This window comes from Pseudomonas sp. HMWF021 (assembly GCF_003061005.1).
Taxonomy (GTDB): Bacteria; Pseudomonadota; Gammaproteobacteria; order Pseudomonadales; family Pseudomonadaceae; genus Aquipseudomonas.
This window is the reverse complement of the sequence record NZ_QAIK01000043.1, coordinates 1-17,106: the sequence shown is the minus strand read 5'-3', so window position 1 is coordinate 17,106 and position 17,106 is coordinate 1. Positions and strand designations below refer to the sequence as shown.

Sequence of the window (17,106 nt, the reverse complement as noted above, 5' to 3'; positions counted from 1 at the left end):
TTCCAGAGGCTGCTGCGCGAGAACCCCGACCTGCGCAACCTCGCGTTCTCGCTGCAGGCCGATGTGTGGCTGAGCAGCGTCGGCGAAATCACCCGGGTCGAGCTGGTCAAGTCCAGCGGCAATCCCGAGATCGACACCCAGGTGCTGACGGCGCTGCGCAACGCGCCGCACCTGAGCGAACGGCCACCGGCCTCCATCACCTTGCCTGTGCGCCTGTCCCTGCAAGGGCGGCGTCCGGGTTAACCGAATTCATAAAGCTGTATGAAAAGGAGTTGTGTGCAGATGATTTCCAACGTGAATCGATTGTCCCTGGCGGTCGGCATGGTCATCGCGACCCTGGTCGGTCAGGCCGCGGCAGCGCCTGCGCCCTCGGAGAACGCCACGATCAATCTGATCCGCTTGCTGGTCGAGCAGGGCATTCTGAAACAGGACAAGGCCGACGCGCTGATCGCCCAGGCGCAGAACGAAGCGGCCCAGGCCAAACAGGCCGCCGCGTCCACAGCGGTCGCGGCCGGTCCGGTGGCCGCACCGGGGGATGTGCGTGTGCAGTATGTGCCGGCCGCGGTGCGCGATCAGATCCGCGATCAGGTCAAGGCCGAAGTCATGGCCACCGCCAAGCAGGAAAACTGGGCAGCGCCCAACACCTTCCCGGACTGGGCTTCGCGCATCAGCTTCGACGGCGACATCCGCCTGCGGGACGAATCGCGCTACTACTCGGACAGCAACAGCAACGAAATCGTCGACTTCGCCAAGCTCAACAACAATGGCCCGTACGACGTGAACCCCAACAGCAGCACCAGCCTGCCGCCGTTGCTCAACACCCGTGAGGACCGCACCAACCTGTTCCGCTTGCGTGCGCGGCTGGGCATGAAAGCGGTGATTTCGCCGGAATGGACCGCCGGCATCCGCATCGGCACCGGCTCGGACAACAACCCGGTATCGACCACGCAGAACCTCGGCGGCGGCTTCTCGAAAAAGGACATCTGGCTCGATCAGGGCTACCTGAACTGGAAGCCCACGGATGAGCTGACCCTGACCGGCGGGCGCTTCGCCAACCCGTTCATGTCCACCGACATGCTCTATTCCAACGACCTCAACTTCGACGGCGTGGCAGCGATCTTCGACCACAAGCTCAATCGCGACTGGGGTGTGTTCGGCACCGTCGGCGCGTTCCCGGTGGATTACACCAACGACACCACCACCAGCAACGGCTTTGACAAGGAAGAGAGCGACAACAAGTGGCTGTATGGCGCGCAGATCGGCGCCAAGTGGGCGATCAACAGCAACAACCGCCTCAAAGGTGCGTTGGCCTACTACCGCTTCGACGACATTCAAGGCCAACGCTCCAGCCCTTGCGAACCCTGGGCCGGCGCCCCGGGCTGCGACACCGACGGCACTCGCGCGGCGTTCATGCAGAAGGGCAACAGCGTGTTCCTGCTGCGTGACATCACGCCAAACCCGGCCAACCCGACCACCACGTCGCAGCCGCAATTCGTCGGTCTGGCGTCGGAGTTCAACCTGCTCGACCTGAACCTGGTGTGGGACGCCGACCTGCCGCAAGACTTCAAATTGCGCAGCCAGGGCAACTACATCCACAACCTCGGTTACGACGAAGGCGACATGCGCAAGCGTTCCGAGGGGCAGATCGTCAACAACCTCAACAGCAATGGCCAGATCGAAAGCGGCGCCAATGCGTGGATGGTGCAGTTCACCCTCGGCAACGCGCTGGACCTGAAGAAGCAGGGCGACTGGAACCTGTTCGCCGGCTACAAGTACATCCAGCCGGATGCCTTGCCTGATGGCTTCAACGACTCGTCGTTCCACCTCGGCGGCACCAACGCCAAAGGCTATATCCTCGGCGGCAACTACGGTCTGGCGAAGAACGTCTACGCCACCGGCCGCTGGATGAGCACCGAAGCCGTGTACGGCGCGCCGTTCGACATCGACGTCTTGCAGCTTGAGATCAACACGCGCTTCTAAGGCGCCGGGAGTACGGTCATGCACGCACGAGTTTTTCTGTTGGGGCTGAGTTTTTTCATCGCACACGGCGCGCATGCCGAAGGCATGGAAGAGCGTCTGCGCACGCAGTTGCGCAGCACCACTCAGCAGTTGCAGGCCCTGCAGAGCCAGCAGGCCCAGGCCAGCGCCGCGCAACTGGCGGCGCAGAACGAGGCCAAGGCCGCGCAGGCGCAGATCAAGCAATTGACCGCCGAACTGGCCAAGGCCAAGGGCGTCGCCGAGCAGTTGGCCGGCCAGCAGCAGAACCTGCACAGCCAGGCCCAGGCGCAAGTCGCCGCCAGCAACGAGCAGGTCGGCAAGTTCAAGAAGGCCTACGACGAGTTGCTGGTCATGGCCCGTGCCAAAGAGGCAGAACGGTCTAAGCTTCAAGCGCAATTGGCTGAACGTGACACACAAGTGCAGCAATGTTCAGTCAAGAATCAGCAGATGTACGGCGTCGCCAAACAGATCCTCACCGCCTACGAAAACATCGATGTTGCCGAGGTGATGAAGATCCGCCAGCCCTTCGCGGGCAGCGCCCGGGTCAAGTTCGATGAGCTGGCCCAGGGGTTCGGTGACGAGCTGTACAAGACTCAATTCGACGCGCCGCAAGCCGCGCTCGCACACTGATTACCAACAAGGAAGAAGTAATGACTCAATTGATCAGCCACGTATCGCCAAAGTCCCTGACCGACGTCCTGCAAGCGGCCGGTTATCGCGTCAACGAAACCGAACAGAACGGCATCGTCCAGTTGCTCAGCGCCAGTCAGGGCATCGGTTATGCCGTGCGTTTCGGCAACCCGGCGGCTGAGCAGGGCAGCTACGTCGATTTCACTTTCAGCTGTGCGCTGCGGGTGCAGGGTGAGTTGCCACAGGGCGTGGCCGAACAGTGGAACGCCACCCGGCGTTTTGCGCGGTTGTCGTTGCAGGGCGAATTTCTGGTGATGGAAATGGACGTGGTGCTGGCGGCCGGTGTGAGCAACGATCACCTGCGCGGCAATCTGGAATTGTGGGATCGCCTGCTGCAGGAGTTCATCGTCTACCTGCGTGATTTCAGCCAGGCGGCGCAAGCCTCGACGGCCAAAGTCGCTACCGCCGAGCAAGAGGAAGTCGCGCTGTGAAAAAACCTGCCATGGTGATCGGCGCCGGAGCGGTGGCGCTGTTGGTGGTAGCCGTGGCGCTGGTGCTGCGACCGGGCACTGACCCGGTTGCCGCCCAGCAATCGTCGCCGCTGGCGGCGGTTGCTGCGGGGCCGGCAGTGGCGCGGCTGGGCAATCAGCAAGTGACGCCGCAAGAGTTGCAGGCGTTGCTGGCGACATTGCCACCGGCAAGCGCCGAACAACTGCGCGGCAACCGTGAAGCGCTGGAACGCTGGCTGCGTACGCGTCTGGCAGAGAAAGCCGTGCTGGAGCAGGCCGATGCCCAGGGCTGGGCGCAGCGCCCGGACGTGGTGCGGCAAACCCGCGCGGCCAGCGAACAGATCGTGTTTCGCGATTACCTGCGCTCGGTCAGCACCGTGCCCGCGGACTACCCGAGTGCGGCCGAGCTGCAACAGGCGTACGACGCTGGCAAGGCCAACTGGATGACGCCGCCGATGTATCGGGTCAGCCAGATTTTCCTCGCGGTGCCGGATGCCCAGAGCCTGGAAACCGTGCGCAAACAGGCGGCCGAGCTGAGCAAGAAAGCCCAGAACACGCCGGCGGATTTTGCCGCGCTGGCGACTCAGTTTTCACAGGATCGGCAGACCGCCGAACGGGGCGGCGACACCGGACTGCAACCTCTGCAGCAACTGGTGCCGGAGGTGCGTGGTGCGGTGGCGAAGTTGAAGGTCGGCGCGGTGTCCGATCCGGTGCAGAGCGCGGCTGGTTTTCATGTGATCAAACTCACCGAACAGCAACCGGCGCGTACCGCGACCCTCGACGAACTGCGCGATCAGTTGACTCAAGCCTTGCGTGCGCAACGGCAGGAGCAGATTGCTCAGGCGTATCTGGACGGAATGCTCAATACCGCGACACTGAGTATCGATGGGGCCGAGCTGAACAAAATCCTCAAAACCAACCAATAACCCTGTGGGAGCTGGCTTGCCAGCGATGGCGGAGTGTCAGACAACACAGGGGCTGGATGTGAGTGCCCTATCGCTGGCAAGCCAGCTCCCACAGGATCTTTACAGGTTCAGAAGTTTCATACCGCGCTGGAAGCCATCAACAACAAAGATCGACAGGGAGTCATCGATGTCATTCACCGAACCCGCAGGACGACAGGGTAGCCCCGATTACCGCTGGGCACAGGGCGAGCGCGAGCCTTGGCTGGCGCAAGCCGCGGCCATCGATGCCGACGTCGCACAATACTTTCTGGTCAGTGCCCGTTGCGGCTGTTTCATGCAGGCGGCGCGCAGCCTCAACGTGCGTTCGACCTTGTTGCGCAAACAACTGGCGCAGCTTGAGCAGGAACTGCAGCACTCGCTGTTCAGCTTTCAGGGCAGTGCCCTGAGCCTCACCCGTGAAGGTCAGCAGTTGCAGGCGCAACTGGTCGCGCTGGCTCACGAGCGAAAACTGCCGGTGGTCGAGCAGCCGTTGATTCGCTTGGCTGTTGCCGAGTCGATTCTGCATGACATCCTCGGCCGCGACCTGATCGCCCTGTTGCGGCGCAATGCCAGCGTGCGTCTGGAGATCATTGCGCTGGACAGTGAACTTTCATTGCGCGCCGTCAGTGCCGACGTGGTGCTGTGGCTGGCCCACGGCGACACCCCAAACCCCGGCCCGACCTTCGCCACCAGCCAGCCGCAGGCGCTGGCGCGTCTGGATTACCTGCCGCACATCGCCAAACGCTATTCCCGCGTCACCGCGCGCCCGGCCAGTGCTGACGACCTGAGCGATTTCATGCTGGTGCAATGGCAGCACGATCGGCACATCGACAGCTTCCGGCCGTGGAATCACCTGGTCGAACAGCGTCTGGCCGGCGTGGTGCAGATGCAATCCTATGAGCTGATGCTGGAAATGATCCGTTGCAGCGCTTGCATCGGGTTGCTGCCGGCGTACATGAGCCGCTTCGATCGCGGGCTGATTGCGCTGCCGGGGCTGTTTGATGAGCCGATGCAGTTGCAGGCATGGCTGGCGGTCAACGTTGAATCCCAGGCGATAGAAGAAGTTCGCACGCTGGTCGAACTCATCCACCACACCTTCAACGAACGCCAGGAATGGTTCCAGACCTGACCTGCGTACGCCATCCCCTATAGGAGCTGCCGCAGGCTGCGATCTTTTGATTTTGCCTTTTAAAAGCAAAGTCAAAAGATCGCAGCCTGCGGCAGCTCCTACAGTTTGTATGCGTCGGTCTTTGCGGTTTAGAGTGTCAGGCCACACATCGATCCAGGAAGGATCCGCCATGCCCGATCACGCTCCCGCCATCACCCTCGAACGCTTCAACGAATCCCATATCGAGGCCGTCACCGCGCTGTACAACGATCCGGCCGTGACTCGCCAGGTGCTGCAGATGCCGTTTCAGTCCACTGAGATCTGGCGCCAGCGGTTGCTGGCAGAGAACGAGCGGATGATCAAACTGGTGGCGCTGCATCAGGGCGCGGTGGTCGGTCATCTCGGGCTGGAAAACTATTCAAGGATCCGCCGCGCCCACGCCGGCAGTGTCGGCATGGCCGTCGCTGTGGCGTGGCAGGGCAAGGGTGTCGGGTCGAAGCTGCTGGCGGCGGCGCTGGAAGTGGCCGACAACTGGATGAACCTGCATCGGGTCGAACTTTCGGTGTACGCCGACAACGAGGCGGCCATCGGTCTGTACCGCAAGTTCGGCTTCGAGACTGAAGGCCTGTTCCGTGATTACGCTGTGCGCGACGGGCAATGGGTCGACACCCTGAGCATGGCCCGTCTGCGTCGTCGATGAGCCAAAAAATCCTGTGGGCGCGTGGCTCGCCCGCGAAGAATTCACCGCGGTTTTCAGGTATTACGCGTCATCGTTCTTCGCGGGCAAGCCACGCTTCCACAGGTTCTGCGGGCGTCAGTCGCCCAAGGCAAACGCCACCGCCGACTGCGCATGCAGTTCGGTGGTGTCGAGCAGGGGCAGGGCGCTGTGTTCGGGTTTGACCAGCAGACCGATTTCCGTGCAGCCGAGGATGATCGCCTGGGCGCCGCGCGCGGTCAGTGATTCGATCACCTGTTGATAGATTTTGCGTGATTCGTCACTGATCACCCCGACGCACAATTCGTCGTAGATGATCCGGTGCACGTCCTTGCGCTCGGCGTCGTCCGGCACCAGTACCGTCAAACCCTGCGCAATCAGCCGTTGCTTGAGAAAGTCCTGCTCCATGGTGAACGCCGTGCCGAGCAGACCCACTGAGTGTGCATCGATGTCCAGCGCCGCCTGCGCCGCCGGTTCGGCGATGTGCAGGAATGGAATGCTGATCGCCGCCTGAATCTGCTCTGCGACCTTGTGCATGGTGTTGGTACACAGCACAACGCATTCGGCGCCGCCGGCCTGCAGCCTGCGCGCGGCATCCACCAGAATCGCCGCCGCATCGTCCCAACGCCCAGCGTGCTGGGCCTGCTCGACCGGGCCGAAGTCGACGCTGTACATCAGGATTTGCGCCGAGCGCAGCGGACCGAGGCGGTCGCGGACCTGCTGATTGATGAGTCGATAGTATTCAGCGCTGGATTCCCAGCTCATGCCGCCGATCAGGCCGATGGTACGCATTGTATTTCCTCTGACTTATGGCCTGTGTCGAAAGGCCAGGCCAGAGGTGAGTTTCTGTTCGTTCCCGGACGGACGCCAGTGCGAAATCAACTGTACCGACGATCCTGTTGCCAAGTGTCATGGTGCCTCTTCAGGCAATGGCTCGACGTGATTGCAGCCCGCCGCCAGGGTTTTTGCGTAACCGACGTCCGGTCGCCAGGGTTCGATGATCCATTCCGGCTTGTCGCGTGCAATTGCCAAGTGGCAGATCAGTTGGTGCCGAAGGCCGTGGGTATTGGACCAGTAGCGGCTGTTGGAGTAGTCCCGCAGCAGTTCATCCACTAGAAACGGGGTCGCAGGCGGTAGTGTGCGCCGCGCACATGGGGTTGGGGTGATTGCCAATACCCACTGGTAGTCGCGATAGAACCATCGCGCTTTCTCAATGTATCGAGTGCAGCGTTCTACGATAACCATTTCGCTGTCTTGCGTCTGCGCCTGAACGTGGAAGGGTGCTGCAAGGCAGATTGCGATGCCGAGGCTGACCAGAGCGATTGAGCGCAGGTCCCGTGTTGGCTGATGCTGGATATTCATGGCGATACCACCTGATCAGTTGTTACATAGGTAAAAGTGGCTGTTCCGTTAGCGCTTGTAGCGAGTGTCAGGCGAATGATCGGGATAACGATTTTCGGGTTGGTCGAGTTGTAGAAGTCTCGCTGGTTGTATTGCGCGTCAGCCAGAGCTTGATCGGTGCCACCTGTGATAAAGAAGAACGCCATGATCGGAAGCACGTTGGCGCTTCCGGCTGCCCAAGTGCGGATAAGGATTTCGTTATGTTCTCCAAAACCTGTCGCTCCCAGTAATGTCTTGGCTCTGAGAGATTGATAAAAAGCCGGGCCTGCGAGGTGGTTACGTTCATCTCTGACGTCGAAGTCGCATTGACGAAGGTTTTTGTTTTCGTGTGAATAATCCCAGGCTGCCTTGAACTGCTCAGCGGTAAAAACACCTGCATCCTGACAATGGCCACTGATGTTCGGATATTGCGGATAAGAAACGCATACCGCGGTTGCGCTGCGATAATAGCCCCAGGCGTCCATGGGGTAAGAGCACAACACCTTGAGCTGAAGTTTGCCTGCCGGCTGTTCCAGGAGCGGATAAACGATATAGCCGTTACCGTAACTCCATGCCAGTCGGCCGAAATTGGCATCCTGGCGCAGGTACGAGAACGAAACTCCACCGTTTTTTAACGAGGCGGGGCTCGGATCCCAGACTTTGTATTGGCCTGCCGGATCTCTGAAGGTGACACGAAGCATCACGCCGGAACACAAAAAGGCCGGCCGTGAATCCATTTTGTTGCAGTTGGGAAACTGCCTTGCATAAAGCGTATTCAATTGTGCGGCGATTGCCGGGCCATTCAGGGGCTGGGCATTGTTGACGCCCATTTCCTGTACCGGTTGGAGTACGCTTTTTGAGCAGCCCCACAACAGCATGACAAGTAGTGAAAGTGCTAACTTGCGCATGATTGTCTCTCAGTTCGACTGGATATATCCCTAATGTTTTCAGGGTTGTGGCGTGATCAAAGCGTCAACCGCAAATACCAGGAAAAGAGGATCGGTTCGGCCGTGCCTGTCCTTTTGAGGGTGTAGTTGAACAACCCGGTTTTGCCCTTGTTGGGTGTAATCCAGCTGGACGGAACAGGAACGTCGGTGTAAGACGAACCCGGAGTAATTGCGAACTCGGCGCTGTCGTAGCGGGTCGTTCCAACGGTCAGGGATATCCGCACCTTGTAGGGGCCATCGAGGGTAGGGTAGTAACTCCGAAGGTTGTCCTTGGAAGCACTCAGCGTCGGCTCACCCAAGCGGAATTTTTGCGCGGTGATGGCGAGGCCGAGCACTTGGGACTTGCGATCTTCGCTGGAGTCCGGCAATTGAACCGTGTAGTAAACGCTTGCGCTGCTGCCGACGGTGTCGACCACCTCTTCGCGCGGAACCCGAAACCGCAAGGTCTGCCCGACAGCGGTGACGATTTGCGCCTCACTGCCATAAGTGGCGTTGCGGCCTATCCAATAGACCTTCACCGACTGTCGCGGCGCCGAGCCGGTGTATTCCACCTCGACAGTCGCATACTTGGCTTCGTAGAAGTCCCGGACAAAGTTCAGTACGGTGCCGTTCGACTCCCTGGCTTCCAGAACTCTGGGCGCAGTCAGGTCCAGTACCGGTTTGCGGATGTACACATCGATGTAGGTAGTTGCTGACCAGATCGCCTGCGGCCCTGAGGAGTTGTGGAGCAGGTCGGTCACTCGGTAACGCAGGGCGAAGCGAGGGTTGTCCTGCCAGAAATCATCAGCGGTCAGTCGGATCACCACTTGACCGCCAGAAGCCTGTGCAGGTGTCACAGTATGCTTGATATTGCGCCCATCGAGATCGACGGTGATGACGTCCCCCGCCCGCATGTAGACGTAGCGGAACAGAACGTCCACGCCTTGCGTCGCACGTATGGCATCGATGCCATTGGCAATGACATCGGCCGGCAGGGTCTTCAGCAAATTCCGATTGTCACCGTCCCCGGCCACCTCTCCTCCGGGGCGTGGCGTATGGTAAAGCACCATTAACGGCTCTGAAGTTTCGGGCATCGTTTGCTCGTTCCGTTTCACCTCCAGACGCAGCAGATTGATTCCGTCCCTTAGAAAGGCTGCCGAAAAATACATGTAGAACTGTTTATTCAGCTCGTTCTGTCCGATGACTTGTGTGGCAACAACAGTCAGCGATTCATTAAGTAATATTTTGGCACTGTCATTCAGACTCATATTGAGCCATGGATCGACAAGCGTTTTGATCATCCCGTCTGCCATGACCAGCACGAGCGGAATCCCCCCATCCGGCTTCTGTGGATGCTCAATTGGTGTAAGCCATCCGGGAATGTGCACCGGGAAGATTTTCCGCTCCTGACTGTTGGTGATCCGTGTGGTCATTTTCTTGACTCCTCGAAGGTATCCGACCGGCTTCATCTAAAACCTTTCGAGAGTCTCTTGCCTACTGTCAGATCTGACAGGTAAAAGGGTAAAACGCGTACCGCTCGTCGTATTTGACCGGTAATCAGTTGTTGGCCCGCCGAGGTTTTCCGTACCCGGTTGCGGCGATCTGTCACTATCGGCTCTCGCAGGCTCTCCCCGAGGAACGTACCGATGAACGACGTACAACAACTGGGCGAAATGCTTCGTCACTATGCCGAGAGTGAAGCGCACAAGAAGCAACTGTTCGAATCCCAGTCGCAGACCTGGGCTGCACGGATCAGCGAGCTGTTCGGCCAGATCCAGCAATGGCTGGAGCCGGTGCAGGCACCGAACCTGCTGGAGGTGAGCCGCGAGGCTTACGTCGCGTTCGGGCCAAGCACGCCGGTGGAAACCTCGACCTTCAAGACCGAGAAACTGAGCATCGTGATCGCCGGCAAACCGGTGGAATTCGTGCCAGACGTGATGGGCAGCGCCGGGCAGATTTCCCTGGCGGTGATGGGCCTGACGGCGGCGCGCTACGGGAGCATTTCGCTGGTCGGTTTGCCGGGCGGCGAGTGGCAATGGCGCAAGACCAATGGCTTGAAGGATCCGGACACCTTTGTGTTCGATGCGGACTTCCTCGCGCAGCAGCTGCAGAGCCTGATCCCCCGCGATCGCACCTGACCCACCACCAACCCCTGTAGGAGCTGCCGCAGGCTGCGATCTTTTGATCTGGTTTTTAGAAAATCAAAGTCAAAAGATCGCAGCCTGCGGCAGCTCCTACAGGGGGGATTACATGTCGAGGTTGATCCAGCCCGGTTTTGTCTCTTCCGGCGCCACGGCTTTCACGGTCTTGCCGGTCGCCAGTTCCACCCGCCGTGCCACCTCCGGGTCATCGGCAAACGGCACCATGCTCGCGTCGTCGAGGCTTTGCGCCGTCTGATGGCGCAGGCAGTACTCCACCGCCAGCCACAGAAACACCACCCCCAACACATTCAAGAAAATATCCATCCTCTTCGGCTCCCTGTCTCAGGCGATCTGTGCCTGGCTGCGTGCCAGCGACACGTCGGCGACCCGCACCGTGCGCCAGACGTTGTAGGCCATCAGCAGCATGCCGCTGAGGAAGAACACCCCGCCGGCAAAGCGCACGATGAACCCCGGATGACTGGCCTGCAGTGCTTCGACGAACGAGTAGGTCAGCGTGCCGTCCTCGTTGATCGCCCGCCACATCAGGCCCTGGGTGATGCCGTTGACCCACATCGACGCGATGTACAACACCGTGCCGATGGTCGCCAGCCAGAAGTGCAGGTTGATCAGCGGCGTGCTGTACATCTGCTCGCGGCCAAAGACTTTCGGCACCATGTGGTAGGTCGCGCCGAAGGTGATCATTGCCACCCAGCCCAAGGCCCCGGCGTGAACGTGGCCGATGGTCCAGTCGGTGTAGTGGGAGAGGGCGTTGACGGTCTTGATCGCCATCATCGGCCCTTCGAAGGTCGACATGCCGTAAAACGCCAGCGACAGCACCAGAAAGCGCAGGATCGGGTCGGTGCGCAACTTATGCCAGGCGCCGGACAAGGTCATCATGCCGTTGATCATCCCGCCCCAGCTCGGCGCCAGCAGGATCAGCGACATCGCCATGCCCAGTGACTGCGCCCAGTCCGGCAGCGCGGTGTAGTGCAAGTGGTGCGGGCCGGCCCAGATGTACAGGGTGATCAGCGCCCAAAAGTGCACGATCGACAACCGGTACGAATACACCGGGCGGTTGACCTGTTTGGGCACGAAGTAATACATCATTCCGAGAAAGCCGGTGGTCAGGAAGAAACCCACCGCGTTGTGCCCGTACCACCACTGCACCATGGCGTCGGTCGCCCCGGAATACACCGGATAGGACTTGAACCAGTCCACCGGGATCGACAGGTGATTGACCACGTGCAGCATGGCGATCACCAGAATGAACGCGCCGAAGAACCAGTTGCCGACGTAGATGTGTTTGGTCTTGCGCTGCACCACGGTGGTGAAAAACACGATGGCGTACGCGACCCAGACCACCGCCATCCACACCGCGCCGGAGAATTCGATTTCGGCATATTCCTTGGTGGTGGTGTAGCCCATCGGCAGGGTGATCAGCATGATCACGATCACCGATTGCCAGCCCCAGAAGGTGAAGGCCGCGAGCTTGTCCGAGTACAGCCGCACCTGGCAGGTGCGCTGCACCGCGTAGTAACTGGCAGCGAATTGCGCGCTGCCGGCGAAACCGAAAATCACCAGGCTGGTGTGCAATGGCCGCAAGCGCCCGAAGGTGGTCCAGGGCAGGTCGAGGTTCATGTCCGGCCACACCAGTTGCGAGGCGATCCAGACCCCCATCGCCATGCCCACGACACCCCAGAAAACCGTCGCGATAACGAATTGGCGGACGACCTTGTAGTTATAAGCCTGTCCGATTGTTGCTGTGCTCATGGTCAGTTCATCCACGGTTGCAAAGTCTTGCCAGGCCACCCTGGTCTGGCACGAGTTGCACTGTAGGAACAGCGCCAGAAACAAAACAGGCTCAGGAATCTTTCATTTGTACGGATCAGATTCAGGTGCCTGCTGCGGCGTTCTGCCGCGCCCTGATATGGTTTTTATCGTTTCAGGTGAATCTGTTGCGTGCTGCGCTGCTCGTCCATAGTGCTGGCAAAATCTGTAGGAGTGAGCCTGCTCGCGATTGCGGTGTGTCAGTCAACAAATCAGTTGCCTGACACACCGCAATCGCGAGCAGGCTCACTCCTACAGGAATTGCGCACAATTCTGATGGGGTAGCCGCTGCATGTATCAATACGACGATTACGACCGCGCACTGGTGTTCGAGCGCGTTGCGCAATTTCGCGATCAGGTCGAGCGCTTCATGGCCGGGGAATTGAGCGAGGAGGAGTTCCTGCCGCTGCGCCTGCAAAACGGCCTGTACATGCAGAAGCACGCGTACATGCTGCGCGTGGCGATTCCCTACGGCACCTTGAGTGCCGAACAGATGCGCACATTGGCGAGCATCGCCGCCGATTACGATCGCGGCTACGGCCACTTCACCACCCGGCAGAACCTGCAATTCAACTGGATCAAGCTGAGCAAAGTGCCGGACATTCTCGAACGCCTGGCGCAGGTCGACATGCATGCGATCCAGACCTCCGGCAACTGCGTGCGCAACATCACCACCGAGGCGTTTGCCGGGGTCGCGGCGGACGAGATGATCGACCCGCGGCCGCTGGCCGAGATCCTGCGGCAATGGTCGACGATCAACCCGGAATTCCTCTTCCTGCCACGCAAGTTCAAGATCGCCATCTGCTCGGCGAAGCAGGATCGCGCGGCGATCATGATGCATGACATCGGCCTGTATCTTTACCCCGGGCGCGGCGGGCAGATGCTGCTGCGGGTGATGGTCGGTGGCGGGTTGGGGCGCACGCCGATCCTTGGCTTGCAGATTCGCGAAGGCTTGCCGTGGCAGCATCTGCTGTCCTATGTCGAGGCGATCCTGCGGGTCTACAACCGTCACGGCCGGCGCGACAACAAGTACAAGGCGCGGATCAAGATTCTGGTCAAGGCGCTGGGCATCGAGGCGTTCGCCAAGGAGGTCGAAGAAGAATGGCAACACCTCAAGGACGGCCCGGCGCAACTGACCGAGGCTGAATACGAGCGTGTCGCCAGAGCATTTGTGCCGCCGATCTATCACACCCTGGCAGACACCGATCCGGACTTCGGCACCCGTCTAGCCGAAAGCCCGGCGTTTGCCCGTTGGGTCGCGCGCAACGTGCAGCCGCACAAGAAACCGGGCTACACCAGCGTGGCGCTGTCGACCAAACCGGGGCTGAGTGCACCGCCGGGGGATGTCACCGGCCAGCAGATGCTGGCGGTGGCCGACTGGGCGGAGCGCTTCGGTTTCGGCGAGATTCGCATTGCTCACGAGCAGAACATCGTCCTGCCCGACGTGCAAAAGTCTGACCTGTATGAACTCTGGCGACTGGCCTGCGAGCGCAATCTGGGTAGCGCCAACGTCGGCCTGCTGACCGACATCATCGCCTGCCCGGGCGGCGATTTCTGTGCGCTGGCCAACGCCAAGTCGATCCCCATTGCCCAGGCGATTCAGGCGCGTTTCGACAACCTTGATTACCTGCACGACCTGGGTGACATCAGCCTGAACATCTCCGGTTGCATGAACGCCTGCGGCCATCACCACATCGGCAATATTGGCATCCTTGGCGTCGATAAGAACGGCAGCGAGTGGTATCAGATCACCCTTGGCGGCGCGCAGGGCAAGAACAGCGCACTGGGCAAAGTCATCGGCCCGTCCTTCAGCGCGGCTGAGGTGCCGCAGGTGATCGAGCGGATCATCGGCACTTTCGTGAGTTACCGCGAAAGCGAGGAATTGTTTGTCGACACCGTGGCGCGCATTGGCCTGGAACCGTTCAAGGAACGGATCTATCCGAAAATGCTGGAGGTCTCGGCATGAACAATCTGCTGCGGCTGGAGCAGGGTGTGGCACGGCTGGTTGGGGATGATCCGTGGACGCTGATTCGCGAGCCGGAGCAGGGCAGGCCGCAAGGATTGCTGATCCTGCCATTGGCGCACTGGCTGCAATCGCCTTCGACCCACGCGGTGTGGCTGGGGCCGGACGACGACGTTGAAAGCGTGGTGCCGTGGCTGGCCTCGTTGCCGCTGATTGCCCTGGATTTCCCGAGCTTTCGCGACGGTCGCGCCTACAGCCAGGCGTACCTGCTGCGCAGCCGGTTTGGCTGGGCCGGTGAGTTGCGCGCGATTGGCGATGTGCTGCGTGATCAACTCAGCCATATGCGCCAGTGCGGGTTCGACAGCTTTGCGGTGCGCGAGGACAAGTCGGCCGAAGATGCCCTGAAGGGACTGGCGGGGATGAGCGTGCTGTATGGCCGCTCGGTGATCGAGCCGCGCCCGCTATTCCGGCGGCGTTGATTTAAAAGATCGCAGCCTTCGGCAGCTCCTACAGGAGATGGGGTTTCTGTAGGAGCTGCCGAAGGCTGCGATCTTTTGATTTTCCGTAATCACCGGGGAAACCCTTACATCCCGCACCATTCCCGGATTTTCCCTTGGGTCGATGCTGGCCTTTTGGTAGAGTCCCCGTCGCCAGCGGGTTTTCGGCTGGACGACGGAACGAAGAAGGGAGTCTGGATAGTGGGTACGGGCAAAAAGATTTTGGGCCTCACGGCGTTGCTGTTGATGCTGACGCTGTGGGCCAGTTACTTCTATGTGTTCAAGGAAAACCGCGACGGCCAGTTGGGCGGCGCCGGTGAAAGCACCGCGTGGTGCGGCACACCGCCGTCCACCGAGGCGGCGCTGCTGGGCAAGGATCAACTGACCTTGCGCGTGACCAACAACCTGCGCGGCGAATTCATGCTCAGCGGCTCGCTGGTGGTCTCCGAACGCACCTTCAACCGCTATGACCTGGGCCGCAACGAACTGCGCCTGCGCCTGGAACCCTTGCAGTGGTCGTATGGCGTGACGCCGATCTTCCTCGAACAGGTCAAGGTCCAGCCGCTGAGCCGCAACCTCGCCTCGCCGACCAAAAGTGCCTACGCCGAGCTGGAACCACGATCGATCGGCGTGCAGGGCCAGGTCACCGAATTCCCCTTCGACACCTATCGCTACGGCTACAAGCCGGTGCTGTATTACCTCAAGGGCAGCGAGCGCGTCGACCTGCGCTTCAAAAACATCACCACCCTGATGGACATGTCCAACACCTTCACGCCGATCCAGAAGTACAACCGCGTCGAGTACATCAACGAGAAAAACTCGATGATCCGTGACGAAGACTACAAGGCCTACGGTCCGCACGAATGCGCGTTCAGCGTCGAGCGCAAAGGCTCGTTCAAGGTCGTGGTGCTGTTGTTGCTGCTGGTGCTGTGTCTGCCGTTGTTGCACGTGTTCTACCGCGATGAGCCGGGGATCGATTTCCTCGCCACGCTGGTGACCATTGCCGTGGTGCGGGTGCTGCTGGTGGGGCCGGTGCAGGATTTCCAGCTGTACAACATCGACTTCCTGTTCGGCGCGGCGATTCTGCTGGTGGGCTCGGTGTCGCTGATCAAGGCGATGCGCGCCAACAGCCGCCGGGAGATGGCGTTGAAGAGCGGGGCGACATCGTCCTGGTAACACAGGCCTGAACACGACCCTGTAGGAGCTGCCGCAGGCTGCGATCTTTTGATGTTGCTTTTAAAAAACAAGATCAAAAGATCGCAGCCTGCGGCAGCTCCTACAGGGTCGCTTTATTTCAGCGCCGGATCGCCCATGTTCATCTTCTTCCAGCCCTGCAACAGCACCTGCGCCTTCGGCTCCTGGCCGTTCTCCAGGTAGTACTGAATCAGCGACAACCGCGCGTTGCGGTTTGCCGGTTGCACCTTGAGCAAGCGCTCCAGCTCATCACACGCTTCAGTCACCTTGCCACTGTCGTGCAGCGCCACCGCCAGCACATAACCGTACTGCGGGTTCTGCGGCTCCAGTTGCGCGGCTTTGTGCAGGGCGGTCATGGCTTCCGCCGTTTTGCCGGCGCGAATAAGTGACAGACCACGGGTGTGCTGCAACAACGCAGCCTCCGGGTGCGCCTTGAGGCTGTCGTTCAGCAGCGTTTGCGCCTCTTGCCCACGCCCGTTGGCCTCCAGCCACTGCACCAGCGTCACCAGCGCCGGGTAAAAGTCCGGATCGCGCTTGAGTGCCGTGCGCAGCAATCCTTCAACCTCGGAAGCACGCCCGCTGGCCTGATACAGCATCGCCAGATTCAGGTTGGCTTCGGCCCGTTCCACAAGACTGCTCTGTACCGCTTCGTACTCGGCAATTGCCGCGTCCCAGTTGGCTTGCGCGGCGCCCAAGCCGTTGTTGCGTGCAACGTTGAGCAGGTCCCGCGCCGCGACAATGCGCACGGCTTTCACCGGATCGTTGAGCATTGGCGTCAGCAACGCAGCACGCTCCGCTGGCGGCAAGAACGCACTGATGGCGCGCACCGCACTTTCCCGCACCTGCGGCTCCCGGTTTTTCAGGTCGAGCGTTGCCAGTTTCAAGGCCTGATCGCTGGGGTACAACGGCAGTTCGGCCAGCAAGGTCGCGCGACGGATCGCCGGCAGATCGCTGCGTTGCAACTGCTCATACAAGGCGTTGGCAGCGCCCGGTTGACCGTTGCGGATCAGCCACAGGCTTTCGTCATAACGCGGCGCCTGCGGGGCGGTGGCGGAGGCATTCCACAACTTGAACTGCGCAGTGACCTTGTCGCCGGCCTTGCCCTGATGGCAGCTCAGACAGGCATCGGGCGTACCGAGTTTTTGCGCACGCTCCGGGTTGGGGATGCTGAAACTGTGGTCATGTCGCCAGTCGTTGCCCATGTAGAACTTGCCCGGCATGTGGCAATCCACGCACTGCGAGCCGGGCTGGCCCATGGTGTGGCGGGTATGTTC

The 17,106-nt window shown here is 60.5% G+C and carries 18 protein-coding genes; 11 read left to right on the top strand and 7 right to left on the bottom strand.

The genetic code is table 11. From position 1 onward, the window contains the following. The 7 genes from DBR18_RS05630 to DBR18_RS05595 form a co-directional block, all read left to right on the top strand. A partial coding sequence (locus tag DBR18_RS05630) for an energy transducer TonB (RefSeq protein ID WP_146188736.1) occupies positions 1-243 on the top strand: 243 nt, incomplete at its 5' end. A 39-nt stretch (positions 244-282) separates the two neighbouring features. Next, the gene (locus tag DBR18_RS05625) at positions 283-1,980 is read left to right on the top strand and encodes a putative porin (protein WP_108589579.1); all 1,698 of its coding nucleotides are present in this window, start codon (positions 283-285) and stop codon (positions 1,978-1,980) included. An 18-nt stretch (positions 1,981-1,998) separates the two neighbouring features. Then, positions 1,999-2,628, top strand: a complete 630-nt coding sequence (locus tag DBR18_RS05620; RefSeq protein ID WP_108589578.1) for a DNA repair protein — start codon at positions 1,999-2,001, stop codon at positions 2,626-2,628. A 20-nt stretch (positions 2,629-2,648) separates the two neighbouring features. After that, positions 2,649-3,119 carry a YbjN domain-containing protein gene (locus DBR18_RS05615; protein ID WP_108589577.1) on the top strand — a complete coding sequence of 157 codons (471 nt, stop codon included), beginning with the start codon at positions 2,649-2,651 and terminating at the stop codon, positions 3,117-3,119. Then, entirely contained in the window at positions 3,116-4,063 is a 948-nt protein-coding gene (locus tag DBR18_RS05610; protein WP_108589576.1) for a peptidylprolyl isomerase, read from the top strand. Before DBR18_RS05615 ends, DBR18_RS05610 begins: the two co-directional genes overlap by 4 nt. A gap of 166 nt (positions 4,064-4,229) precedes the next feature. Continuing rightward, a complete protein-coding gene (locus DBR18_RS05605; RefSeq protein WP_108589575.1) occupies positions 4,230-5,210 on the top strand; it encodes a LysR family transcriptional regulator in 981 nt (326 codons plus the stop codon). 169 nt (positions 5,211-5,379) lie between these two features. Beyond that, positions 5,380-5,889, top strand: coding sequence for a GNAT family N-acetyltransferase (locus DBR18_RS05595; protein WP_108589574.1), 510 nt, complete (start codon positions 5,380-5,382; stop codon positions 5,887-5,889). A 114-nt stretch (positions 5,890-6,003) separates the two neighbouring features. Here DBR18_RS05595 and DBR18_RS05590 read toward each other — a convergent pair whose 3' ends face one another. The 4 genes from DBR18_RS05590 to DBR18_RS05575 all read right to left on the bottom strand — a co-directional run bounded on the left by DBR18_RS05590 (position 6,004) and on the right by DBR18_RS05575 (position 9,643). Next, positions 6,004-6,696, bottom strand: a complete 693-nt coding sequence (locus DBR18_RS05590; RefSeq protein ID WP_108589573.1) for an aspartate/glutamate racemase family protein — start codon at positions 6,694-6,696, stop codon at positions 6,004-6,006. A gap of 117 nt (positions 6,697-6,813) precedes the next feature. Next, positions 6,814-7,266 (bottom strand): DUF2599 domain-containing protein, encoded by a 453-nt coding sequence (locus tag DBR18_RS05585; RefSeq protein WP_108589572.1) that lies wholly within the window; start codon positions 7,264-7,266, stop codon positions 6,814-6,816. Then, positions 7,263-8,192, bottom strand: coding sequence for a halovibrin HvnC (locus DBR18_RS05580; RefSeq protein WP_108589571.1), 930 nt, complete (start codon positions 8,190-8,192; stop codon positions 7,263-7,265). The genes DBR18_RS05585 and DBR18_RS05580 overlap by 4 nt, the downstream gene beginning before the upstream one ends. Before the next feature lie 56 nt (positions 8,193-8,248). Next, positions 8,249-9,643 (bottom strand): hypothetical protein, encoded by a 1,395-nt coding sequence (locus tag DBR18_RS05575; protein WP_256588560.1) that lies wholly within the window; start codon positions 9,641-9,643, stop codon positions 8,249-8,251. 213 nt (positions 9,644-9,856) lie between these two features. On the opposite strand from DBR18_RS05575, the gene DBR18_RS05570 reads away from it, so the two are divergent. After that, entirely contained in the window at positions 9,857-10,348 is a 492-nt protein-coding gene (locus DBR18_RS05570) for a hypothetical protein (RefSeq protein WP_108589570.1), read from the top strand. A 108-nt stretch (positions 10,349-10,456) separates the two neighbouring features. On the opposite strand, the gene DBR18_RS05565 is transcribed toward DBR18_RS05570, so the two are convergent. Both DBR18_RS05565 and ccoN read right to left on the bottom strand, forming a co-directional pair. Further along, a complete protein-coding gene (locus DBR18_RS05565) occupies positions 10,457-10,675 on the bottom strand; it encodes a CcoQ/FixQ family Cbb3-type cytochrome c oxidase assembly chaperone (RefSeq protein ID WP_108589569.1) in 219 nt (72 codons plus the stop codon). A gap of 18 nt (positions 10,676-10,693) precedes the next feature. Beyond that, positions 10,694-12,121 carry a cytochrome-c oxidase, cbb3-type subunit I gene (ccoN, locus tag DBR18_RS05560; RefSeq protein ID WP_003224481.1) on the bottom strand — a complete coding sequence of 476 codons (1,428 nt, stop codon included), beginning with the start codon at positions 12,119-12,121 and terminating at the stop codon, positions 10,694-10,696. Between the two features lie 349 nt (positions 12,122-12,470). On the opposite strand from ccoN, the gene DBR18_RS05545 reads away from it, so the two are divergent. From DBR18_RS05545 to DBR18_RS05535, 3 genes are all read left to right on the top strand, one after another. After that, complete coding sequence (locus DBR18_RS05545) at positions 12,471-14,144, top strand: nitrite/sulfite reductase (protein WP_108589568.1); 1,674 nt, start codon at positions 12,471-12,473, stop codon at positions 14,142-14,144. Further along, positions 14,141-14,620: a DUF934 domain-containing protein gene (locus DBR18_RS05540; RefSeq protein ID WP_108589567.1), complete on the top strand. Its 480-nt coding sequence runs from the start codon at positions 14,141-14,143 to the stop codon at positions 14,618-14,620. The genes DBR18_RS05545 and DBR18_RS05540 overlap by 4 nt, the downstream gene beginning before the upstream one ends. A gap of 219 nt (positions 14,621-14,839) precedes the next feature. Beyond that, the gene (locus tag DBR18_RS05535; RefSeq protein ID WP_108589566.1) at positions 14,840-15,814 is read left to right on the top strand and encodes a hypothetical protein; all 975 of its coding nucleotides are present in this window, start codon (positions 14,840-14,842) and stop codon (positions 15,812-15,814) included. 113 nt (positions 15,815-15,927) lie between these two features. Here DBR18_RS05535 and DBR18_RS05525 read toward each other — a convergent pair. Then, positions 15,928-17,106: tetratricopeptide repeat protein (locus DBR18_RS05525; protein ID WP_146188735.1), on the bottom strand; the 1,179-nt coding region annotated here is incomplete at its 5' end.